Genomic DNA, 21,092 nt, shown 5'->3' with positions numbered 1-21,092 from the left:
ACGCCGATCGCGCGGGCCGACGCCGCGCGCGCTCAGCCCGTCGCGGCGAGCCAGGGCTCGGCGAGGCGCGGGAGTAGCAGCGTCTGCAGGTCGCTGTCGGTGTTGGCGTCGGAGTGGGTCCCGGGCCGCTCGATCAGATCGACCGAGAAGCCCGCGTTCTTCATGGCGTTGACCTCGCCGCGGACGCCGTCGATGTCGTAGGTGTCGTCCTCGGTGTGCGCGAGGTGGACGACCGGGAACTTGTAGGTCGCGGCCGCCAGCGACGCGGCCTGCGTGGAGCCGGTGTCGCGGAACGGCGAGGTGTTCTCGGCCAGCACGCCCGCGAACTTCCCCGAGTTGTAGAACGCGACGCGGTAGGCGAGGTCGCCGCCGGACGAGTAGCCGCCGAGGACGATTCGCCGCGGGTCGATGTTGAAGTGGGTCTTGATCGCGGCGACCGCGGTCAGGACGGCGGTCGAGTCGGTGTTGACGTCCCAGCAGCCGTCGCCGTCATCGCGCCCGCCCAGCGCCAACGCGATGTAGCGCCCGTCGGCCGGCGGCATGACCGTGTAGATGTCGCCGTCCGACCGGCCGCCGCAGCCGTGCATCCACAGCAGCAGCTGGGTCGGGGTCTTGTGCGTGCGGTCGTAGGCCGACGGCACGACGACCCAGGAGCCGTCGAGCGCGAAGGGCTGATCGGCGGTGTAGGCGATGGGCGCGGTCGGGACGCTGGAGACCGGCGCGGGCGGCGTGGGCGTGGTCGGGGCGGGCGCGGGCACCGGCGCGGGCGTGGCCCCAGGCCCCGGCGGCGTCGTCGGCGCGCCAGCGCTCAACGTGCCCAGCCCCTTGCAATTGTTGCCCTCGCGCCGCTCGGTTACGCGATGGCCCGCGTCCGCGCAAACCCGCGCGGTGGCGGGCAGCGTGACGCCAGAGGGCAGCTTCAGCGCAACGCGCACGGTCCGCGACGTGCCTGCTCGTAGCGCGGTCACTGAGACTCGCCCTGCCGTGCGCTCGCGCCGCGCGCCCTTGGGCCGCACGAGGACCGACAGCGACGTCTCGCCCGCCGAGCGGCGCCCGTCGTTGCGGACCACGACCGTCCCGGCGATGCGCCCGGAGGCGACGGTGAGCGTCCCGCGCGCGACCACGAGGTCGGCGCGCGGCCGGACCTTGGCGGCGCCCGCGATCGCCGGTGCGGACGCGGCCGCCGTCCACGCCGCGAGCATGACCATCGCCATCGTCGTCACCAGTCGCCGTAGCATCGCGCCAGGCTCGCAGGACGGCACCGCGCCGACAAGCGAAACCCCCCGTCCGTCGAGCGCGCCGTCCGCGCTACAACGCGGCGGCGATGCGCGCGGCGACCGCGTCGCGCGCCGCGTCGTCGGCGTACTTCGTGCGCGGCCAGAAGAAGCCGCGCAGGCCGTCCTTGGGGTTGCGCGGCACGACGTGGCAGTGCAGGTGCGGCACGGACTGGCTGACGATGTTGTTCATGGCCACGAACGTGCCCTTGGCCTCCATGGCCTGCGGGATCGCGACGCTGAGGCGCTGCACGAGTGCGAAGAACGGCGCGATCCGGTCGGCCGGGAGGTCGGCGAGGGTCTCGACGTGGGCGCGCGGGACCACGAGCGTGTGGCCCTCGAAGAGCGGACGGACGTCGAGGAACGCGACGTGGTCGTCGTCCTCGAAGACGATCGACGCGGGCAGCTCCCGCGCGATGATCTGGCAGAAGACGCATTGGCCGGAAGGCATCGTCATGACACCCTATGGAGGCCATGTCCGGTTTCCCGTCCCTCGAGCGTCATCCCTTGGAGATGACCACGTTCGACGCGATCCTCACCGAGCAGAGCGAGCTGCTGACGCGGCGGCTGATCCGCATCGTCGGCGACCGCGAGACCGCGGAGGATCTGCGGCAGGAGACGCTGGCGCGCGCGTGGCGCAGCGGGCCGCGGGGCGCGCAGCCGCCGGTCGTGCGGGCGTGGCTGCACCGGACGGGGACGAACCTCGCGCTGGACGAGCTGCGCCGGCGCAAGCGGCGCGAGCACGTGCCGCTGCACGCGGCGATGGCCGACACGGACGGCCGCGGCGGCGCCGGCCCGCGCGATCCGCTGCTGCGCGACGCGCTCGCGTCGCTGACCGCCCACCAGCGGCTGGTCCTGCTGCTGCGCTTCGAGGCGGGGCTGTCGCTGCGCGAGGTCGGCGAGCTGCTGGACCTCGGCGAGGACGCCGCCCGCAAGCGCGTCGCGCGGGCGCGCTCCGCGTTCTTGGAGGCCTACCGCACGGCCAGCGCCGACGACACGCGCCCGACGATCGTCCTGCTGTTGGGCCGCGAGGATCCGGCGCCCTACGAGCGCTGGCTGCGCGACAGCGGCGCGCGCGTCCGGACGCTGGCCGGCACCCAGGCCGGGCTGGATCTCGCGGGCGCCGACGGGCTCGTCCTCGGCGGCAGCGAGACCGACATCCACCCGAGCCTCTACGGCGAGCCGCTCGGCCCGCACGTCAAGGACACCGACATCACGCGCCACCTGCGCGACCTGAGCGCGCTGCGCCAGGCGCTGCGGTCCGGGTTGCCGATCGTCGGCGTTTGCAGCGGCACGCAGTTGTTGAACGTCTTGCACGGCGGCACGCTGCACCAGGACCTGCCCGCCGACGGCTTCGACGCGCTGGACCATCGTGATGCACATGACGTCGCGACCGCCGACGACACGCTCGCGCGCCGCGTGCTCGGCAACCGTCCGGGCGTGGTCAGCGAGCACCACCAGGCGGTCAAGACGCTCGGCCGCGGCCTGCACGTGACCTCGCTCGCGCCCGACGGGCTGATCGAGGCGCTGGAGGTCCCGGGCCATCCCTTCGCCCTCGGCGTGCAGTGGCATCCGGAGCGCTGCACCGGCGACGTCGGCCGCCAGATGGCCAACGCTCTGGTGGCCGCCGCGGCCGCCTGAGCGTCCGGTCTGCGGGGCGTGGATCGTCCTATAGGACATGACCCTCTCCTCCCCCGGCGTTACCATCCGCCCCGCCTTCCCCGACGATGTGCCCGCGCTGGCGCGCCTGGCCGCGCTGGACTCCCAGCGCCTGCCGCACGGACCGCTGCTGCTCGCCGAGATCGACGGCGAGCCGTGGGCGGCGATCGCCCTGGAGACGACCCGCGTCATCGCGGATCCCTTCCGGCCGACCGCCGCGCTCGTCGAGCTCCTGCGCGGCCGCGCGGCTCAGCTCACCGGCTGCTCGTTGAGGTTGAACGCGACCGTCCCGGCCACCGTGCCATCGGTCACGTACGGCTCGTAGCCGTGGGCCTCGGTGGCGCCGCCGAACACGTACAGCCCACCGCCGATCGCGGTCAGCGGGCCGCCGATCTCGACGCCGGGCAGCTGCAGGAACGGGACCGTCCCGGCCTCCGTGCCATCGGTCTTCCAGAGCCCGACCCCGTTGGTCCCGTCGTCGGCGGCGAAGTACAGCTCGCTGCCGATCACCGAGAGCGAGCGGGGCGCGCCGTAGCCCGAACCCGGGTTGATGTCCTTGACCACGTTGGTCCCGGCCTCGGTGCCGTCGCTGGACCACAGCTCGGCGCCGGTCGTGCCGTCGTCGACCGTGCCGAAGAACAGCTTGCCGTCAAACGCGGTCAGCTCCGACGGGTCACCCCAGCCCGGGGTGATGTCCCTGGTCAGGTGCGTGCCCGCGGCGGTCCCGTCGGAGACCCAGACCTCGTAGCCGGGATCGCTGGGGTCGTAAGAGACGAAGAAGACGCGGTCGCCGACCGCGGTGTAGGTGCCCGGGCTGCTGCTGTCCGTGCCCGGCACGATGTCCTTGAGCACGTGCGTGCCGGCCTCGGTCCCGTCGGTCACCCACGGCTCGGCGCCGTGGTCGGTGTCCCACGACGTGAAGTACAGGTGGTCGCCCACGCGCACGACGGAGCCCACGCCGCCCATCCCGTCCGGGATCGTGTCGGCAACCTGGTGCGTGCCCGCGGCGGTGCCGTCGGAGACCCAGACCTCGGCGCCCGTGCCGCCGTCGGCCGTGAACGCGAAGCCATCGCCGAACGCCGTGAACGAGCTCGGGTACGAGCCGTCGGAGCCCGGGTTGAGATCGGCCAGCTCATGGGTGCCCGCGGCCGTGCCGTCGGAGGTCCACAGCTCGGAGCCCTCACTGCTGTCGTCGCGAGCGCTGAAGACGAGCTTCCCGTCGATCACGGTCAGCGAGCCCGCCCAGCTGGAGTCCGGACCCGGGTTGATGTCCTTGACCAGCGTGGTGCCGGCCTCGGTGCCGTCGGACTTCCACAGCTCGATGCCGTGGACACCGTCGTCGGCGGTGAAGTAGGCCTCGCCGTCCATCGCGACCAGATCACCCGGCCAGGTCTCACCGGTCGTGTTGATGTCCTTGACGAGCGTGGGCGTCGATGTGCCGGAGCCGTGGAAGACCTCACGGCCGTGGACGCCGTCGTCGGCGATGAAGAAGTAGGAGCCGGACCCGGCGACGACCGGGTTGCTCGGGTAGGACGGCTGGTCGGGCGTGGGGTCGGCGAGGGCCGCCGGAGCGGAAATCATCGCGGTCGCCACGGAGGCGACGGCGAGGGTGGTGCGCAATGGGATGCGGAGGGACATGAGCCTTCGCTTCGGCGATTGATCGCACGCGCTTGAGCGTTCGACAAAGACGCTCCGCGAAGGGTCGCTACGCACCAAAATGCGTTGTCTGCGCGCGGACCGGACGGCGGCCCGACCACGCGCGGCCTAGGCCGGCTGCCGCGCCTCCTGCGTCTCGCCGAGCGCCCCCGAGCGGGTGTTGCGATCGGTCAGCCGCTCGACCGGCAGCACCGGCGCGATGTCCGGCGCGCCCAGACGCGCCGAGTCCGCGGCGAGGTCGTCGTCCTGCTCCTGGGACTCGCGCTCGGCCGCCACGCGGGCCCCGTACTGCTCGACCTCGCGTGCGATCTGCGCCTCGTCCCAGCCCAGCGGCCCGGCCATCAGGCGCGCGGCGGGCTCGGCGGCGCTGAGGCCGCGGTCCCAGGTCTCGATCGAGGTGCGCGTCCGTCGCGTCAAGACGTCCTCGAGGTGCGTCGCGCCCTCGTGGGTGGCGGCGTAAAGGATCTCCACGCGCAGGTAGTCGTCGGAGCCCTCCAGCGCGTCGCCCAGCGACGGGTCCTCGGCGATCAGCGCGAGCAGGTCGTCGACCAGCGCCCCGTAGCGGTGCAGCAGGTGCTCGATCCGCGCGACGTGCACGCCCGACTGCTCGGCGATCCGGTGCCGCGCGTTCCAGCGCGCGAGATAGCCGTCGGCGCCAAGCAGCCCGACGCGCTCGGTGATCGACCCCGGCACGTCCTCTTCCAACCCATGCACCGCCGCGTCGACCGCGTCTTCGGCCATCACCCGGTAGGTGGTGTACTTGCCGCCGGCGACCGCGACCAGGCCCGGCACCGGATGGGCGACGATGTGCTCGCGCGTCAGCGCGCTCGTCGACTCCGACTCGCCGGCCAGCAGCGGCCGCAGCCCGGCGTAGACCCCTTCCACATCATCATGACCCAGCGGCGTGACCAGGTACTGGTTGACCTCGTCCAGCAGGTAGTCAATGTCCTTCTTGGACGCCGCCGGGTGCGCCTTGTCGAGCGTCCAGTCGGTGTCGGTCGTCCCGACGATCCAATGGCGACCCCACGGGATCACGAAGAGCACGGAGGTCTGGGTCCGGATCGTCAGCGCGGTGTCGCCGTGGATGCGGTCCTTGGGCACCAGCAGGTGGATGCCCTTGGACGCCCGCACGTGGAACTGCCCGCGCGCGCCGACCATGTCCTGCGTGTCGTCGGTCCACACGCCGGTGGCGTTGATCGTCTGGCGGGCGCGCAGCTCGATCGGCGCGCCGTCCGGGGTCTCCAGGTCGCGGAGCTTGACGCCGGTGACGTGCTCGCCCTCGCGCAGGAACCCGACCGCCTGGGTGCGCGTGGCGACCTGCGCTCCGTAGGCCGCCGCGGTGCGCGCCACGAACATCGTGTGGCGGGCGTCGTCGACCTGCGCGTCGTAGTATTGGATCGCGCCGGTGAAGGCGTCCTTCTTCAAGGCGGGGAACTTCTTCAGGGTCTGCCTGCGCGTGTAGTGCCGCTGAGCCGGAACGCCGCGCGCGCGCCCGAAGGCCGTGCCCATCGTGTCGTACAACACCAGGCCCGCGCCGATGTACGGGCGCTCCCAGCCGCGGTGGCTGAGCAGCGCCAGGAACGGCAGCGGGTGGACGAGGTGCGGCGCGATCCGGTCCAGCAGCAGCGAGCGCTCGTGCAGCGCCTCCTTGACCAGCGCGAAGTCGAGCTGCTCCAGGTAGCGCAGCCCGCCGTGGATCAGCTTCGACGAGCGCGACGAGGTCCCGGACGCGAGGTCGCGCGCCTCGACCAACGCGACGCTCAGCCCACGCGTGGCCGCGTCCAGCGCCGCGCCCGTGCCGACCACCCCACCGCCGACGATCGCGACGTCGAACTCCTCCTCGCGGAAGCGCCGTAGCGCCTCCGCGCGCGTCTCGGGGTTGATCGCTCCGCTGTCTGAGACCGGCATCGACATCAGGCTAGTCCGGGATGACCCAACGGCCCGCGCGTTGCAGCGCGCGGCGCCAATCGCTCAGCAGCGACTGCCGCTGGTCGTCGTTCATCTGCGGCTCGTAGCGCTCCGACTCCGTCCAGAGCGAGACGATGTCCTCTTCCGTCCAGACGTCGGTCGCCACGCCCGCCAGGTAGGCCGCGCCGAGCACGGTCGTGTCGGCGATCTCGGGCACCACGACCGGCACGCCGAGCATGTCGGCCTGGAACTGCATCAGCCAGGCGTTGGCGGTCGCGCCGCCGTCGCAGCGCAGCTCCTTCAGGCGGACGCCGAGCGCCGTGTTCTGCGCGCGGACCGCGTCGACCGACTGGTAGGCGATCGCCTCCAGCGCGGCGCGCGCGATGTGCGCCCGGTTGGTCCCGCGCGTCAGGCCGACGATCGTGCCGCGCGCGTACGGGTCCCAGTGCGGCGAGCCCAGGCCGGTCAGCGCCGGCACGAAGTACACGCCCTCGTTGGAGTCCAGCGACCCGGCCAGCTCTTCGGTGTCGGAGGCCTGCTCGATGATCTGCAGCCCGTCGCGCAGCCACTGGATGCCCGCGCCGGTGACGAACATGGAGGACTCCATCGCGTAGTCGACGCGGTCGCCGATCCCCCACGCGATCGTCGTGATCAGCCCCTGTTCCAGCACCGGCGGCCCGTCGCCCGCGTTGGCCAATAGGAAGTTGCCGGTGCCGTAGGTGTTCTTGCCCAGGCCGGGCTCCAGGCAGGCCTGGCCGTAGAGCGCGCCCTGCTGGTCGCCGACCATCGCGGCGACCGGGACCTTGCCGCCGAACTCCGTCGTCTCGCCGAGCACCTCGGCGTTGCGGACCGGCTCGGGCAGCGACTCGATCGGCACGCCGAGCGTGTCGCACAGCTCCGCGTCCCACGCGAGCTCGCGAATGTTGAACAACAACGTCCGCGACGCGTTGGAGTAGTCGGTGGCGTGGCGGCCGGTGAGCTTGAACAGCAGCCAGGAGTCGATCGTCCCGAAGGCCGCGTCCTTGGGGACGCCGCCCTCCTTGATCATCCACTCGTACTTGGTCCCGGTGAAGTACGCGTCGAGCACCAGGCCCGTGCGCTCGCGGAACATCGACTCATAGCCCTCGGCCTTCAGCCGGTCGCAGCGGCCCGCGGTGCGGCGGTCCTGCCAGACGATCGCGCGGTGCAGCGGCTCGCCGGAGTCGCGATCCCACGCCACCGCGGTCTCGCGCTGGTTGGTGATCCCGATGGCCTTCAACTTGCTGCCGTCGATCCCGGCCTCGTCGAGCGCCTGGTGGCAGACCTTCTTGGTCACCTCCCAGATCTCGGCCGCGTCGTGCTCGACCCAGCCGGGCTTCGGGAAGAACTGCTCGAACTCCGAGTAGGACGAGGTGACCACCTTGCCCTTCTCGTCGAAGATGAAGGCACGAGACCCGGTCGTGCCCTGGTCGATCCCCAAGATCATGCGGTGGTGCTCCTTGTCGTCTCCTGCTTGGCGAAGCGCGTCTCCTCGACCGTCTCGCCCTCGCCCTCGACCTCGGCGTCCGCCGGCTCGCCCCGCGCCAGCAGCACGTCGCGGATGAGCTTGTCATAGACCACTGCGCCGATCCCGGCACCGATCAACGGCCCCACGATCGGGATCCACATGTAGAACGAGATGTCGCCGTAGTTGCCCGGGATCGCGCTCTCGCCCCAGCCGGCGAGGCCGGCCAGCAGGCGCGGACCGAGGTCGCGCGCGGGGTTGATCGCGTAGCCGGAGTTGGCGCCGAACGAGATGCCGATCGCCACGACGACCAGGCCCACGATGAACGGCGCGATGTTGGCCTTCGGCGGCTGGTTGCGCTCGTCGGTGAGCGCGAACAGCACGCAGATCAGCAACGCGGTGCCGATCACCTCGTCGAGGAACGGCCCGAACCAGTTGTGGAAGTAGGGCGCGGGCGTCGTTCCGAAGATCCCGAACGTCGCGGCGCCGTCAGACGACGAGCGTGCGATGTGGTTGGCCGACTCATAGGAGTCGATCGCGCCGTGGTAGTTGAGGTAGACGATCGCGGCGCCGCAGAACGCGCCGACGACCTGCGCCGCGCTGTAGGGCAGCACCTTGCGCCACGGGAAGTCTCGCCGCAGCGCGTTGGCGAACGTGACCGCCGGGTTCAGATGCGCGCCGGTGACCCCACCGGCGACGTACACGCCGAGCGTGACCGCCAGGCCCCAACCCCAGCAGATGAGCAGCCAATCGCCGCTGGCCTGGAAGATCTCCGTGCCGCGACCCGACTGGTTGAGCGCCGACACCGCCATCGCCACCGAGCCCGTACCGAACATGATGAGGATGAACGTGCCGAGGAATTCGGCAGCCAGCTCGCCGCCAAGCGAGGACCGCCACCGGGCCGTGGGGCCCGTCGATCGTTGACTGGACACCCTGTTCGGGTCCCACGGATCGTCTGTACGCAAACCCCGTTAGGCAGCGCGCAGCCCGGCGACGGGCGCCGCTTCGGGCTCGACGCCCGTGATCGCCCGCAGCGCCGCGACGCACCGGGAATCAAAGCCGCTGTCCGACTCGTCCACCAACAACGCCATCGCGCGGCCCGGGGTCCAGGCGCCGCGGTAGACGCGGGGTGAGACGAGCGCGTCCCAGACGTCGGCGACGGCGAGGATGCGCGTCTCGAGGTCGATCTCGTCGCCGCGCAGGCCGTCCGGGTAGCCGGAGCCGTCGAGGCGTTCATGATGGCCTCGGACAGGACGGCGGATGCGCTCCGGGTAGCCGAGCTCGCGGGCGAGCTGCTCGCCGTGGCCGGGGTGGCGCTTGATGACGTCCATCTCGGCGTCGGTCAGGCGGCCGGGCTTGGTGAGGATCGCGTCGGGCGTCGAGAGCTTGCCGATGTCGTGCAGCAGCCCGGCGAGCGCGAGGTCGCGCAGACGGCCGGGCGCCAGGCCGAGGTGCTCGCCGATCTGCACGGCGAACTCGGCGACGCGGCGCGTGTGCTCCTCGGTCGAGACGTCCTTGGCCTCCAGCCGCGCCATCAGCACGCGTACCCGCGCGCCGAGGAACGCCTCCTCCGCGGCGACCAGCGCGGCCGCGGGGAGGTCGCCGACCAGCGGGTGCGACGGACGCCCGCGATGCACGTCCAGCGCGACCGGGACGCCGACCAGCGTGACGCCGAGGAACTCGAGCGCGTGGCCGGTCCACCAGATCCACGTGCCCTGCTGGAGCATCAACACCGGGATCAGCGCGAAGCCGAGCCACACGGTGCCGACGACCACGATCAGGTCGCTGACGCGGCGGGTCAGGACGTAGGTTCGGACGGTGCGCGCGGCGACGACCGCGAACAGCAGCTCGCCGATGACGAGCAGCGCGATCGCCTCGGGCGAGTCGTAGCCCGGGACCGACGGGATCCGGTCGGGCATCGCGAACGCCAGGCCGCCGATCGCGGCGATGCCGGCAAGGACGGCGGCCAGCGCGACGGTGACCCGACCCAGGTGCTCCGGGCCGCGCAGCGACGGCAGCGCGGCGACGGTGAGGATCGCGCCGCCGACCGGGAGCGCGAGGCCGCCGGCGACCTGGACGATCCCGTTGGGGCCGATCAGCACGGTGGGCGTCGCCAGGCCGTGGATCAGCAGGATCAGCGTCATCGCCGCGAACGCGCCGCCGGCGATGACCGCGCGCGTCTCGCGCCGCCGGAAGCCGGCGAGCATCAGCGAGACCGAGCAGGCCGCCGCGACCAGCGAGCCGACGGCCATGACGCCGAGGTGCTCGCGCGCGGTGATCGGCGCCTTGTCCTCGCTGACGAAGAAGTGCATCACGGCAGCCGGGACCGCGGCGCTCGCGGCGATGAGCGTCAGGTTGGAGCCCAGGCGGCTGCGCAGCAGGCGGTCCACCTTCGATGGTGTCGACCGGTCCTGAGCGGCCTTGAGCCGCGCCGCGCCGCGCGGCGCTCAGCGAGTGGCGGTGAACCGCAGGGTTCCCGAGGCGCACTTCTGGCCGGTGGCGATCGTCCCCGCCAACCGCACGGTGCCGGTCACGCGCCGAGCGTTGCGCCGCACCACCCCGCGCACCGTCACGCGCTGCGCCTCCTCGCCGGCGCGGAACGCAAAGCGCCCGTCGGCGCCGATCCGGGCGCGGCCGGACTCGCGCACGACCAGCGGCCCGACGTCACCGAAGGTGTCGCAGCGGTAGCGCGCGACGCCCACGCGGACGCCGACCACGAACCGTCCCGAGACGTCGACGACGACCCGCCGGTGCTCGGCGGTCTGCCCGCTGTAGGGGACGGCGTCGGCCAACACTGCCGTGCAGGGTGGCAGACGATGTGGACCGGCGGTCGGAAGACGCGCCCTTGCTCGGCCTTTACGGTCGAAGAGGCCATGGACAGTGAAGAGCCCCACGTCCTGCGGATCATCGACGGCGACGAGCAGTCCCTCGCCCGCCGCGTCGACCTGGCGCTGTCCGGTCTGCCGGACGGATCGCGCGTCGACCACTTCACCTACTGGTACACCGGACGCCCGCCGCTGCACGAAGCGACGGTCTCGCCGCCGGGCGACGCGGTCGACTAGCGCCCTTCGAGCGCGTGCGCCTCGACCAGCCGGCGCTGCACGTCGGTCAGGCCGGGCGGCAGCTCCTCGCCGCGCTCGAGCTTCGCCGCGGCCGCCGTAAGCGTCAGCCCCGTGCCGGTGAGCACGGAGCCCACCAGCGGCGGGACATCAGCGCCGCAGACGCCCGAGACGCAGCCCGGGTCCTGCTGAGGGTCGCTACTCGACCGGCTGCCCATTGGCGGTGAGCGTCACGGGGATGTTGCCGCGCGTCGCGTTGGAGTAGGGGCAGACCTGGTGGGCGGCCTTGACCAGCTCGACCGCGTCGGCGTCGGGGACGCTCGGCAGCGAGACGTGCAGCTCGACCGACAGGTCGAAGCCACGAGCCTCGTTGGGGTGCAGCGAGACCTTGGAGTCGATCGAGACGTCACCGGTCTCGGCCTTCGTACGCCGCGCGACCGCGCCCAGCGCGCCCTCGAAGCAGGCCGCGTAGCCGACTGCGAACAGCTGCTCGGGATTCGTGCCGCCACCCTGGCCGCCCATCTCGGTCGGCAGCCGCAGGTCGACCTCCAGCGCGTCGTCGCTGGTCTTGCCGTGTCCTTCGGCGCGACCGCCGGTGATCGTCGCTTCGGCCGTGTAGAGCGTCTTCGCCATGGACTTGACCTTAGCGACGGAACATCCGTGTCTCGGCTCAGCTGCCGATGGGCGCGATCACGACGTCGCGCTCGGCGTCAAAGCGCAGCAGCGCCGGGAAGGCCACCAAGATGATCGCGACGCCCGCCACGCACGCCAGCCCGCCGGAGATCACCGACGCGCGCACGCCGGCCAGCGCCGCCACCGAGCCCGACTCCACGTCGCCCAGCCGCGGCCCGGAGGTCACGACCATCGTGAACACCGACGACATCCGCCCGCGCAGGTGATCGGGCGTCACCGACTGGTTGATCGCCGAGCGGCAGACCGCGCTGACGCTGTCGGCCGCGCCCGCCAGCGCGAGCATCGCGGCCGCGATCCACAGCGACGACGCCACGCCGGCCAGCGCGATCGCCACGCCCCACGCGACCACCGCCCAGATCACGATCCGCCCCAGGCGCCGCGCGTGCGACAGCCAGCCGGTCGTCAGCGCCGCGACCGTCGCGCCGGCCGCGACCGAGGCGTACAACAACCCGGTTCCGCCCGCGCCCGTGTGGTAGACGCTCACGCTCAGCACGGCGAACAGCGCGCGCGGCATCCCGAAGGTCATGGCCACCAGGTCGATCGCGAAGGACCCCATCAACGCCTGGTTGCCGCGCACGAACCGCAGGCCGTCGCGGATCGACTCCAGCACGCGCTGCGGCTCGGCGGCCGCGACCTCGGCGCTGACGCGCGGCGGCTGCGGCGACATCAGCCAGACCGCGGCGAGGATCGCCGCGCAGCTCACGGCGTCGATCGTGTACGCGGCGCCGAGGCCGAGCACGCCGATCAGCACGCCGCCCAGCGCGGGCCCGATGACCATCGTCAGCGTGTTCAACCCGTAGTTCAACGCCAGCGCGCTGCGCAGCCGCTCGACGCTGACCAAGTTGGGGATGATCGATCCCGCGGTGACGTTCTGGACGGCGCCGAAGCCCGCCATCACGCCACCTAAGACGTACAACAACCCGATCGGCGGCGAGCCCGCGTAGGCCAGCGCCGCCAGCGCGGTCGCGCCGAGGATCAACGCCGCCTGGATGATCAGCAGCATGCGACGGCGATCGTGGCGATCGGCCAACGCGCCGCCCAGCAAGGCCATCGACATCAACGGCAGCAGCTCGACCGCGCCGAGCAGGCCCGTCAGGAACGCCGAGTGGGTCTCGACGTAGAGCTGGTAGGGCAGCGCGACGAGCGTCGCCTGGGTCCCGAGGCCCGTGACCAGCTCCCCGGCGAGCAGCAGGCGCAGGTCGCGCGACTCGCGCAGCGAGGAGGTGTCGACGGCGATGCGAGACAGCACGGCGGCCCGCCACGATACGCGGAGTCGTACGCTTCACCCGGTGAAGCCCGAGATCACGGTCCTCGGCCTGTCCGTCAAGACGTTCGGCCTCTTCTTCGCCCTCAACTTCGCCGCCTGGGGCCTGCTGGCCGCACGGCGGCTCAAGGAGCTCGGCCGCCCCGCGGACTGGGCCTACGAGATGGTCACCGTCGCGCTGATCGGCGGCCTGGTCGGCGCGCGCGGCTACTACCTGATCCAGAACCACGACGCGATGAGCCTCGGCGACATCTTCGGCGGCTCGGGCCTGATCTGGTACGGCGGCCTGGCCGGCGGCACGATCGCCATGCTGTTCTGGGCCTACCGCAAGGACTTCCTGTCGCTCGACCTGGTGGACATCGCCGGGCCGGGCCTGGCGCTCGGCTACGCGATCGGCCGGATCGGCTGCCAGATCTCCGGCGACGGCGACTACGGCAAGCCGTGGGACGGCCCGTGGGCGATGGGCTACCCGAACGGCACGGTGCCGACCGAGCCGGGCGTGACCGTCCACCCGACGCCGATCTACGAAACGCTGACGATGGGGCTGCTGGCGTTCGCGCTCTGGCAGCTGCGCGACCGCGTCCGCCCCGGGCTGCTGTTCGCGGGGTACTTGATCGGCGGCGGGCTCGAGCGGTTCCTGGTGGAGTTCCTGCGCCGCAACGAGGACGTCGCGCTCGGGCTGACCGCCGCGCAGCTGGAGTCGCTGTCGCTGCTGGTGATCGGCCTCGTCTGGGTGGCCGTGGTCAAGCGCAAGCACGGCTCGCTGTGGCTGCCGCGCGAGCAGGCCGACGCCGCGGTCGCCACGCGCGTCGAGCGCCTCGCCGCTCAGCCGCAGCCGGCGTAGCGGCAGGCCACGACGCTCGGGCGTTCGACCGGCGCGCCCGCCGCGATCGACCACGCCAGGCGCACGTATTGGGCGTGCGTCCAGGCCAGCGGCGTCGCGCTCTGCGTCCCCTCGCCGAGCTTGCGGCCCTGCGTGCCGGTCGGCTTGCGCCCGTCCCAGACCTGCTCGGGGAGCATCAGCCCGTCGTTGGCGGTCGCCGCGAGCGTGCGCAGCGCGGTGGTCGCGCGCGGCGCGTCGTGGTCGGCCAGCTCCCACTCGCCGCGCTCGCCGGCGAAGATCGGCCACGCCCGGCCGCGGGTGACGAAGGTGTCGTCTTTGCCAATGCCCCACGGCGCGCCGTTGGCGGCTTCGCCGTAGCCGTCGTAGGTGAAGCGATGCCAGAGCATGCCGGCCGGCGTCAGCGTGCTCAGGCTCCCGTCGACGACCGCGATCGTGTTGAGGATCACGGGGTCGTCGGCGCGCTTGACACCGAGGCGCACCAGCTCCAGGAAGCTCGGGTCGACGACCGCCCGCTGGTCGGCCTTCGACGGGCCGCCGTCGCCGATCTTGTAGGTCGTGGCCTTGTCGGGCGAGCGGTCCTTGGTGATTCGCAAGTAATACGGCCCGCCCACCCTGGGGACATAGGGCCCGTTCGTCGTCGCGGTCCAGGACTCCACGGCGCGCTGCCACGCGTCGGCGGTCGCCTCGTAGCGGGTCGCGTCCCCGATCTGGCCGCGTTGGCGCGCGAGGTCGGCGGCGCAGATCAGGCCCGCGATCTGAGCGGCGATCGTCGCGGGCGACCAGCCGGACTGGTTCTCCCAGCGCTCCTGCTGGGTCTTGGGCCCGCGCTTGAGGATCGCCTCGGCGGCGCGACGCACGCGCGTCCAGGTCTTGTCGTCGGTGCGCTTGAGCTGCCAGGCGAGCACGATCGGCAGCGCGACCTCGTCCATCTGGAGCTTCGTCCAGTGCTCGGTGCCGTCGACCTCGGAGTTCTGCGGCACGGTCCCGTCAGGCTTCTGCTGGGTCTGAAGGACGAAGTCGAGCAGGCGATTGGCCGCCTTGGCGTCCCCGGCCGCGAGCTGGGCGGTGGCGACCTGGTAGAGGTCGCGCGCCCAGACCAGGTGGTAGGCGCCGGTCTTCGGCTTCTCGATCGAGAGGTCGCCCCACGCCCACGGCATCGACGGCGAGGCCACCGACGCGCCCGGATGCGCCTTGTCCTCCGACGCGGCGAGGACCAGCAGCGACGTGGTGTACAGCCGCGGGTCGGCGGCGACGGGCGGCGGCGGATCCGGGAGCGCGTCGAGGTAGCGGTGCCAGCCGTCGGCGTAGGCCTTGGCGGCGGAGGCGAAGCCGCGCTGAAGCGACGCCTTCGCCGCGCCGACCGCCACGGACGTGGTCTCGCCGAAGCCCAGCGCGAGCGTCATGTGCCGATGCGCGCCGCGCCCGGTGAGCGTGGTCTGGCCGACCTGCGCGACGTTGCCCTTGCGGGCGCTGGCGTAGTACTGGTGGTCGAGGTCGCCGTCGGACTTGAGGTCCTGCCAGCCGTCTGAGCGCCCGCGGTAACCGCTGGACAGCTTCGTGAAGCGCGGGCTGGCGGCCAGCGCGCTGGCGGCGCGGGCGTCGTAGGCGGTGAGCGTGTTGTGACGCGTGTCGGCGCGGTCGTCGGCGCCGTTGTTGGAGAGCTGCGGGTCGAGCAGCACCCACGCCTTCAGCCGCCGCCCTTCCAGCGCCGTCAGCGTGACGTCGACCATCACGGTGCGCCGCGCCGGGTCGGTCACATAGGTCTTGACCGCACGCCAGGTGCCGGACTTCGACGTCGTCGTCTGGCGGAACGTGAGGCTGCGGCCGCCGTCGAGGACCTCGACGCGTCCGTTGGCGTCCGTGGACTCCCGCTCGACGTGGCTGCCGTCGTCCACGACCAGCTCGAGGTCGCGCGTGGCCGGCGTGCCGAGGTCCGGGAAGTAGGCCTCGGTCATCGTGGACGCGCGCAGCGTGAACCAGACGCGCGAGCGCGCGGCGCGGGCGGTGCCGAAGCCGTGCTTGTCGGCGGGCGCGAAGTTGGGCGCGGCTCCGGGCGCGCCGGGAGCCTGCGGCGCGGCGGACGCAGGGCCGGGAGCGACGGCCGCCGCCGCAAGCAGGAGAGACAAGGCGACGAAGGCGCGGCGGGGCGAGGACGGCATCACGCGCAGCATGACGGCCAGTTACCCACGACACGCAACCGAGACGCACGTGACGAGCTTGCATCACTTATGGGAGGTTTCCGCGCAGAGGGTGCGCAGAGTCTCTGATCGCTTTACGATCCCAGGTGTCTGGAATATGGTGCGGGCGGACCGATCTGCCTTTGGAACAGTCCAGCTTGCCTTTCACGCCCTGCCTTGACGTGACCCTGCGCGTCCCTTCCGTGCCCGCCGCGCCGCAGGCGGCACTCCGACTTGAAGCCGACTTCGTCGAACTCTCGCGCGATCCACACCGGTGGGCGTTCCGCTCGCTGCATGCCGAGGTCGAGGACGGCGTACTCGTCGTGCACGCGACCCTGCTCGAGCCGCTCGAGGACCTTTACGGCATCGAATCGGATGTCGGCCACCCCGAGCAGGCGGCCACGGACGTCGTGTTGGCCCTCCTGAACGCCAACTGCCCCGCGTGGCGGGCGCTTGACGTGCGCGACCAGCGCGTCAGCGCCCACACGCGCCGGGTGCGGCGGCGCTTCTGGACCGAGCGACCGTCGGACTGACCGCCGCGCCGCGCTGACGAGCGCGCTGGCGCGTCGCCGCTCACGCAGTAGGGTGCGCCGCCATGCAGGACGAGCTGCTCGACGTCTTCGACGATCGCGGCTGGCACCGGGGTGTCAAGCCGCGCGCCGCCGTGCACCGGGACGGCGACTGGCATCTGGCCTTCCACCTGTGGGTCGTGAGCGCGGACGGCGTGCTGCTCCAGCGCCGCGCGGCCGACAAGGCATCGTGGCCCGGCTTTCTCGACGCCTCGGCGGCCGGACACCTGATCGCCGGCGAGGCGATCCGCGACGGTCTGCGCGAAGCGGACGAGGAGCTGGGCGCCGCGTACGCGTTCGACGATCTGGAGTCCCTAGGCGTTCACCGTGTAGACGAAGTGGAGCAATCTGGCCTCGTCAACCGTGAGTTGCAACACGTCTTCGTGATCCGCGACGACCGGCCGCTGTCCCGCTGGACGGGGTTTGACCGCGTCGAGTTGGACGGGTTGGTGCTCGTCACCCATGACGGATTTGCCGCACTGGCGAACGCCCTCCGGGAGGGCGAGGACGACGTGCACGTGCCCGGGCGCGCGTGGGACGGGACCGACGTGACCGACGTCGAGATCGCCCCCGGCGAGGTCGTCCCGACGCCGTATCTGGCCGAGATCGCACCGGTGCTGCGGCGCGTGGCCGACGCTCAGTAGGCCGCAGCCGTCACCGGCGCGACCAGCGCCTCGTGGTCGAGGCCCTCGAAGGCCGCCACGACCTCCGGGTCGAAGTGGCCGGCCGCCTGGTCGAGGACCTCGCGCACCGCGTCCCGCACCGGCCACGCCTCCTTGTAGGGACGGCGGTGGGTGAGCGCATCGAAGACGTCAGCGACCGCGACCAGTCGCGCGGGCAGCGGGACCTCGTTGCCCGCCAGCCCGGCGGGATAGCCGCGGCCGTCCCAGCGCTCGTGGTGGTGCAACGCGATCTCCGCTGCGGTCTGCAAAACAGGCGACGTCGACCCGCCGAGGATCTCCTCTCCGACCAGCACGTGGCGCTGAACCTCCTGGTATTCGGCACGTGTGAGGCGCCCGGGCTTGAGCAGGACCGCGTCGGGGACGGCGATCTTGCCGACGTCGTGCAGCGGTGCGGCGAGCACGAGGCGTTCGACGTCCTCGTCCGGCATCCGCAGCGCCCGCGCGAGCAGCGCGGCGGTGCGGGCGACGCGGCGCGTGTGCTCGCCGGTCTCGTCGTCGCGGAACTCGGCGGCGACCGCGAGGCGCGCCAGGGTCTCCAGGCGCGCTCGGTCCAGCTCTTCGGTGCGCCGTGCGACGCGGTGCTCCAGCTCATCGCGGTGCCGGCGCAGCGACGCCGCCAGCCCGCGCGTCTGAAGGAGGTTGCGCACGCGCAGCCGGACCTCGTCGGGGTCGAAGGGCTTGACGACGTAGTCCCGCGCACCGGCGCTGAGCGCGTCACGACGTGCTTCGCGCGACTCATCGGCCGTGAGCATCAGCACGGGCAGCGGAATGCCGCGCGTCTCCTCCGGTAGGCGACGGAGGACCTCCATGCCGTCGAGCTCGGGCATGTGGAGGTCCAGAAGCACGAGATCTGGCTGCGTTCGGCGACACAGACCGACCGCGGCGGACGACTCATTCGTCACGAACACGTCCTCGTAGCCCCACTGCTCCAGCATCCGCGACAGGAGCGCGGTGCTGGTGGGATCGTCGTCGACGACCAGGATGCGGTCGTCCTTTCCGGTCGTCCGACTTAGCACTGAGCAAAAACTACCTGTCTACGAAATCATGCAGCTCCCCCACTTAGAGGATTGACCCGGGTTGAGCGACTTTGCACAATTCGGGCCAGCGAACCTGAACAGAATCTGCGATGACCGTCGCAGCGCTCGGCTAAGGTTCGCTCGTACCGCCAATTACCTGAACGAATCTGGACGGACAGTGAAGCCCATCACCGCGATTGACGACCCCCGCTACGTGAAGGCCATGAGCCATCCCGTGAGGGTCCGCATCATGGCCATGCTGCAAGAGCGCAAGGCCTCCCCGAACGAGCTCTCTCAGTGGCTCGGCACGACCCTCGGGGCCACCGCCTACCACGTGCGCACGCTGCACAAGCTCGGCCTGATCGAGCTCGTCGACGAGACCCGCGTCCGCGGCGCCGTCGAGCACCACTACAAGGCCAAGGCACGCCCGAAGGTCACGCAGGAGAACTGGTCCAAGGCCTCGCCCGTTGCTAAGCAGGCTGCGGTTGGTTCCCAGCTGAAGATGCTGGAGGACTACACCAACGCCTCCGCGGCCGCCGGTGGCTTTGACCGCACCGACGCCGTCATCGAGCGCAAGACCGCGCGTCTGGACGAGAAGGGCTGGACGGCCCTGACCGCCGAGGCCGCGAAGTTCCTCGAGCGCGTCGACAAGATCGAGGCCGACGCTGCCAAGCGCCTGGCGAAGGCCGGCGCGGAGGAGGGCCTCGACGCTGGCGTCGTGCTGCTCGGCTTCGAGTCCGTGCCGCTCTCGACGCAGATCCCGGAGTCCACGAAGAAGCGGACCCCGATGAAGCGAACGCGTCGCGCGTCATAAAGAAGAGCGGCAACGCGCCACACTTCTGAAGTTCTTCAGGGCGCCCCCGGAGAGAGGTCCCGGCTGGACAGCCGGCGTCACCGGGGGCGTCGCTACATCGGTAAGGGCCGCTTAGCAAAGCCTGCCAAGCGGCCCTTTCGACGTAAAAACGGCGGTTGGTGGTCTAGGCCACCTGGCAGTGGCCCTTAGGCCAGCGTGAAACGACCCACCAGCTGCTCGAGCTCGGTCGCCGACCGCGCCAACTGCTCGGCCGAGGTCGCGATCTCGGTCGCCGACGCGGAGGTCTGCTCCGTCGAGGCCGAAACCTGCTCGGCGGAGGCCGAAGACTGCTCGGCCACCGCGGCGACCTCGTTCATGTCGTTCTGGACGCGGACCGCCGCCTCGCTGATGCGGGCGATGGCCTCGTCGATCTGGCCGACGCGGTCGCTCATCTCCTCGATCGAGCCGCCGATCGCGACGAACGACTCGCGCGCCTGCTCGACCGTGTGGGCCCCGTCGTCGGTGCGGGCCTGACCCGACTCGACGACCTCGACCGCGCGGCCGGTCTCAGACTGGATCTCGCCGATCAGGCTGGCGATCGACGCCGCGGCCTGCTGGGACTCCTCGGCGAGCTTGCGGACCTCGTCGGCGACGACCGCGAAGCCACGGCCCTGCTCGCCGGCGCGGGCGGCCTCGATGGCCGCGTTGAGCGCCAGGAGGTTCGTCTGCTCGGAGATCTGCGTGATCGTGTCGACGATCCCGCCGATCTCGCCGGACTTGTCGCCCAGCGCGCGGATCGCGCCGGTCGCCTCGGAGGAGGCGGCGCGGACGGCCGACATCGCGTCGGTCGCCTGGCGCACGGCCTCGGCGCCGGCAGCGGCCAGCTCGCGAGCGCGGTTGGCGGTCTCAGCGGTCTCCTCGGCGCGGCGCGTGCCCTCGGCGGTCGCCGCGGTCATCTGCTCGGTGATCTCCTTGGTCGAGCCGACCGCGCGCACCTGGCGCTCGGTGCCGTTGGCGACCTCGCCGACCGCGTGCGCGATCTCGTTCACCGCGCGGCCGGTCTCCTCGGAGGTGGAGGCCATCTGCTGCGAGGCCGCCGAGACCGTGGAGGCCGTGCCCGCGACCTGGCCGATGAGGCCGGCCAGCGCCTCGCGGGAGGCGTTGTAAGAGGCGATCGAGGCGCCCGTGGTCTCACGGACGGCGTCGACGGCGCGGGCCAGCTGGCCGAGCTCGTCGCCGGAGGAGTCAACCAGCGGCTCGGTGGTCGTCGCGACCGTGACCGTCAGGTCGCCGGCGGCGAAGCGGTCCAGACCGTCACGCAGATCGGTGGTGTCGCCGTCGCGCAGCGTGCCCAGGCGGCGCACGACCGCGCCGATGCGGGAGGCGATGCGACCGGAGATGACCCAGGCCAGCGCGAAGCCGAGCAGCAGGGCGAGGCCGAGGCCGATCACGATGTTGCGCTTGGCGGCGCTGGCGTTGTCCTCGGACTTCGTGGCGAAGGAGGCGGCGGACTTGATCTGCGCGGTCTGCCAGGCGGCCATCGCGGCCTTGACCTCGTCCCAGACCGGGTTGTCGATCGCGGCGGCGGCGCCGTCAAGGTCGCCGGAGTTCTGCAGCTTGACGAACGGCGCGGCCGTCGCGTTGTACTTGGCGATCACGCGGCGCAGCTTCTGGGCCTGCGCGTAGGTCGGGTCGTCCGTGGTGATCTTCTTGTAGAGCGCGGTGAGGTCCTCATCGTCGCCCTTGAGGTCGCCCAGGACATCCGCGCGGTCCTTCGGCCCCACCAGCAGGTAGTGCATCTGGTCCTTGCGGATCTTGTTGGTGATCGTCGTCACCTCGCCCATGCGCTCGGTGGACGGCACGGTCTTCTGACCGAGCGTCTTGACGTCATCGCTCACCTTGCTCAGGCGGTTGAGCGCGAGGCCGCCGATGGCGGCGGTCAGGAGGAACATCGCAGCGAAGGCGGCCAGGAGCTTGCCGCGAACGGAGAAGGTCATGTCCGCTCGGTCGGTCC

At 71.7% G+C, this 21,092-nt stretch carries 21 protein-coding genes; 7 read left to right on the top strand and 14 right to left on the bottom strand.

The window, feature by feature from the left end; all coding sequences use genetic code 11:
- Window positions 1–32: 32 nt before the first annotated feature.
- Both ACT01A_RS18725 and ACT01A_RS18720 read right to left on the bottom strand, forming a co-directional pair.
- Window positions 33–1,238 carry a CARDB domain-containing protein gene (locus tag ACT01A_RS18725; protein ID WP_445148611.1) on the bottom strand — a complete coding sequence of 402 codons (1,206 nt, stop codon included), beginning with the start codon at window positions 1,236–1,238 and terminating at the stop codon, window positions 33–35.
- A gap of 70 nt (window positions 1,239–1,308) precedes the next feature.
- A complete protein-coding gene (locus tag ACT01A_RS18720) occupies window positions 1,309–1,725 on the bottom strand; it encodes an HIT family protein (protein WP_445148610.1) in 417 nt (138 codons plus the stop codon).
- A gap of 62 nt (window positions 1,726–1,787) precedes the next feature.
- Here ACT01A_RS18720 and ACT01A_RS18715 point away from each other — a divergent pair, with 62 nt between their 5' ends.
- Both ACT01A_RS18715 and ACT01A_RS18710 read left to right on the top strand, forming a co-directional pair.
- Window positions 1,788–2,915, top strand: a complete 1,128-nt coding sequence (locus ACT01A_RS18715) for a sigma-70 family RNA polymerase sigma factor (RefSeq protein WP_445148609.1) — start codon at window positions 1,788–1,790, stop codon at window positions 2,913–2,915.
- Between the two features lie 37 nt (window positions 2,916–2,952).
- Window positions 2,953–3,258, top strand: coding sequence for a hypothetical protein (locus tag ACT01A_RS18710; protein WP_445148608.1), 306 nt, complete (start codon window positions 2,953–2,955; stop codon window positions 3,256–3,258).
- Here the strand turns inward: ACT01A_RS18710 and ACT01A_RS18705 are convergent.
- The 6 genes from ACT01A_RS18705 to ACT01A_RS18680 all read right to left on the bottom strand — a co-directional run bounded on the left by ACT01A_RS18705 (window position 3,183) and on the right by ACT01A_RS18680 (window position 10,775).
- Window positions 3,183–4,571, bottom strand: a complete 1,389-nt coding sequence (locus tag ACT01A_RS18705; RefSeq protein WP_445148607.1) for an ELWxxDGT repeat protein — start codon at window positions 4,569–4,571, stop codon at window positions 3,183–3,185. The genes ACT01A_RS18710 and ACT01A_RS18705 overlap by 76 nt on opposite strands.
- A 126-nt stretch (window positions 4,572–4,697) precedes the next feature.
- Window positions 4,698–6,497 carry a glycerol-3-phosphate dehydrogenase/oxidase gene (locus ACT01A_RS18700; RefSeq protein WP_445148606.1) on the bottom strand — a complete coding sequence of 600 codons (1,800 nt, stop codon included), beginning with the start codon at window positions 6,495–6,497 and terminating at the stop codon, window positions 4,698–4,700.
- A 10-nt stretch (window positions 6,498–6,507) separates the two neighbouring features.
- Entirely contained in the window at window positions 6,508–7,962 is a 1,455-nt protein-coding gene (gene glpK / locus ACT01A_RS18695; protein ID WP_445148605.1) for a glycerol kinase GlpK, read from the bottom strand.
- A complete protein-coding gene (locus ACT01A_RS18690) occupies window positions 7,959–8,912 on the bottom strand; it encodes an MIP/aquaporin family protein (protein WP_445148604.1) in 954 nt (317 codons plus the stop codon). Before ACT01A_RS18690 ends, glpK begins: the two co-directional genes overlap by 4 nt.
- A gap of 39 nt (window positions 8,913–8,951) precedes the next feature.
- A complete protein-coding gene (locus ACT01A_RS18685) occupies window positions 8,952–10,370 on the bottom strand; it encodes an HD-GYP domain-containing protein (protein WP_445148603.1) in 1,419 nt (472 codons plus the stop codon).
- 57 nt (window positions 10,371–10,427) lie between these two features.
- Window positions 10,428–10,775, bottom strand: coding sequence for a hypothetical protein (locus ACT01A_RS18680; RefSeq protein WP_445148602.1), 348 nt, complete (start codon window positions 10,773–10,775; stop codon window positions 10,428–10,430).
- 78 nt (window positions 10,776–10,853) lie between these two features.
- Between ACT01A_RS18680 and ACT01A_RS18675 the strand changes: the two genes are divergently transcribed.
- Window positions 10,854–11,042 carry a hypothetical protein gene (locus tag ACT01A_RS18675; RefSeq protein ID WP_445148601.1) on the top strand — a complete coding sequence of 63 codons (189 nt, stop codon included), beginning with the start codon at window positions 10,854–10,856 and terminating at the stop codon, window positions 11,040–11,042.
- On the opposite strand, the gene ACT01A_RS18670 is transcribed toward ACT01A_RS18675, so the two are convergent.
- Genes ACT01A_RS18670 through ACT01A_RS18660 form a run of 3 tightly spaced genes read right to left on the bottom strand, consistent with a single transcriptional unit; the run spans window position 11,039 to window position 12,981 of the window.
- Window positions 11,039–11,257 (bottom strand): hypothetical protein, encoded by a 219-nt coding sequence (locus tag ACT01A_RS18670; RefSeq protein WP_445148600.1) that lies wholly within the window; start codon window positions 11,255–11,257, stop codon window positions 11,039–11,041. The two genes, ACT01A_RS18675 and ACT01A_RS18670, sit on opposite strands and share 4 nt — an antisense overlap.
- Window positions 11,238–11,672 (bottom strand): organic hydroperoxide resistance protein, encoded by a 435-nt coding sequence (locus ACT01A_RS18665; RefSeq protein ID WP_445148599.1) that lies wholly within the window; start codon window positions 11,670–11,672, stop codon window positions 11,238–11,240. Before ACT01A_RS18665 ends, ACT01A_RS18670 begins: the two co-directional genes overlap by 20 nt.
- 37 nt (window positions 11,673–11,709) lie before the next feature.
- Window positions 11,710–12,981, bottom strand: a complete 1,272-nt coding sequence (locus ACT01A_RS18660) for an MFS transporter (protein ID WP_445148598.1) — start codon at window positions 12,979–12,981, stop codon at window positions 11,710–11,712.
- Between the two features lie 40 nt (window positions 12,982–13,021).
- Between ACT01A_RS18660 and ACT01A_RS18655 the strand changes: the two genes are divergently transcribed.
- Window positions 13,022–13,840: a prolipoprotein diacylglyceryl transferase gene (locus ACT01A_RS18655; RefSeq protein ID WP_445148597.1), complete on the top strand. Its 819-nt coding sequence runs from the start codon at window positions 13,022–13,024 to the stop codon at window positions 13,838–13,840.
- Here ACT01A_RS18655 and ACT01A_RS18650 read toward each other — a convergent pair.
- The gene (locus ACT01A_RS18650) at window positions 13,822–16,011 is read right to left on the bottom strand and encodes a glycoside hydrolase family 15 protein (protein WP_445148596.1); all 2,190 of its coding nucleotides are present in this window, start codon (window positions 16,009–16,011) and stop codon (window positions 13,822–13,824) included. The genes ACT01A_RS18655 and ACT01A_RS18650 overlap by 19 nt on opposite strands.
- Before the next feature lie 188 nt (window positions 16,012–16,199).
- Here ACT01A_RS18650 and ACT01A_RS18645 point away from each other — a divergent pair, with 188 nt between their 5' ends.
- The gene (locus tag ACT01A_RS18645) at window positions 16,200–16,550 is read left to right on the top strand and encodes a hypothetical protein (RefSeq protein WP_445148595.1); all 351 of its coding nucleotides are present in this window, start codon (window positions 16,200–16,202) and stop codon (window positions 16,548–16,550) included.
- 62 nt (window positions 16,551–16,612) lie between these two features.
- Window positions 16,613–17,230: an NUDIX hydrolase gene (locus ACT01A_RS18640; RefSeq protein WP_445148594.1), complete on the top strand. Its 618-nt coding sequence runs from the start codon at window positions 16,613–16,615 to the stop codon at window positions 17,228–17,230.
- Here ACT01A_RS18640 and ACT01A_RS18635 read toward each other — a convergent pair.
- The gene (locus tag ACT01A_RS18635) at window positions 17,224–18,285 is read right to left on the bottom strand and encodes an HD domain-containing phosphohydrolase (RefSeq protein WP_445148593.1); all 1,062 of its coding nucleotides are present in this window, start codon (window positions 18,283–18,285) and stop codon (window positions 17,224–17,226) included. The genes ACT01A_RS18640 and ACT01A_RS18635 overlap by 7 nt on opposite strands.
- A gap of 250 nt (window positions 18,286–18,535) precedes the next feature.
- On the opposite strand from ACT01A_RS18635, the gene ACT01A_RS18630 reads away from it, so the two are divergent.
- Window positions 18,536–19,099 carry a hypothetical protein gene (locus ACT01A_RS18630; protein WP_445148592.1) on the top strand — a complete coding sequence of 188 codons (564 nt, stop codon included), beginning with the start codon at window positions 18,536–18,538 and terminating at the stop codon, window positions 19,097–19,099.
- Window positions 19,100–19,284: 185 nt separating this feature from the next.
- Here the strand turns inward: ACT01A_RS18630 and ACT01A_RS18625 are convergent, their stop codons facing one another.
- Window positions 19,285–21,075 carry a methyl-accepting chemotaxis protein gene (locus ACT01A_RS18625; protein ID WP_445148591.1) on the bottom strand — a complete coding sequence of 597 codons (1,791 nt, stop codon included), beginning with the start codon at window positions 21,073–21,075 and terminating at the stop codon, window positions 19,285–19,287.
- Window positions 21,076–21,092: the final 17 nt, after the last annotated feature.

This window comes from Baekduia sp. Peel2402 (genome assembly GCF_052567285.1).
This window is presented reverse-complemented; position numbering and strand designations above follow the sequence as displayed.

Bases quoted from the DNA above. Each gene is read 5' to 3' on its own strand.
- ACT01A_RS18725 (WP_445148611.1), bottom strand. From the start codon at position 1,238: ATGCTACGGCGACTGGTGACGACGATGGCGATGGTCATGCTCGCGGCG.
- ACT01A_RS18720 (WP_445148610.1), bottom strand. From the start codon at position 1,725: ATGCCTTCCGGCCAATGCGTCTTCTGCCAGATCATCGCGCGGGAGCTG.
- ACT01A_RS18715 (WP_445148609.1), top strand. From the start codon at position 1,788: ATGACCACGTTCGACGCGATCCTCACCGAGCAGAGCGAGCTGCTGACG.
- ACT01A_RS18710 (WP_445148608.1), top strand. From the start codon at position 2,953: ATGACCCTCTCCTCCCCCGGCGTTACCATCCGCCCCGCCTTCCCCGAC.
- ACT01A_RS18705 (WP_445148607.1), bottom strand. From the start codon at position 4,571: ATGTCCCTCCGCATCCCATTGCGCACCACCCTCGCCGTCGCCTCCGTG.
- ACT01A_RS18700 (WP_445148606.1), bottom strand. From the start codon at position 6,497: ATGCCGGTCTCAGACAGCGGAGCGATCAACCCCGAGACGCGCGCGGAG.
- glpK (WP_445148605.1), bottom strand. From the start codon at position 7,962: ATGATCTTGGGGATCGACCAGGGCACGACCGGGTCTCGTGCCTTCATC.
- ACT01A_RS18675 (WP_445148601.1), top strand. From the start codon at position 10,854: ATGGACAGTGAAGAGCCCCACGTCCTGCGGATCATCGACGGCGACGAG.
- ACT01A_RS18670 (WP_445148600.1), bottom strand. From the start codon at position 11,257: ATGGGCAGCCGGTCGAGTAGCGACCCTCAGCAGGACCCGGGCTGCGTC.
- ACT01A_RS18665 (WP_445148599.1), bottom strand. From the start codon at position 11,672: ATGGCGAAGACGCTCTACACGGCCGAAGCGACGATCACCGGCGGTCGC.
- ACT01A_RS18650 (WP_445148596.1), bottom strand. From the start codon at position 16,011: ATGCTGCGCGTGATGCCGTCCTCGCCCCGCCGCGCCTTCGTCGCCTTG.
- ACT01A_RS18640 (WP_445148594.1), top strand. From the start codon at position 16,613: ATGCAGGACGAGCTGCTCGACGTCTTCGACGATCGCGGCTGGCACCGG.
- ACT01A_RS18630 (WP_445148592.1), top strand. From the start codon at position 18,536: ATGGCCATGCTGCAAGAGCGCAAGGCCTCCCCGAACGAGCTCTCTCAG.
- ACT01A_RS18625 (WP_445148591.1), bottom strand. From the start codon at position 21,075: ATGACCTTCTCCGTTCGCGGCAAGCTCCTGGCCGCCTTCGCTGCGATG.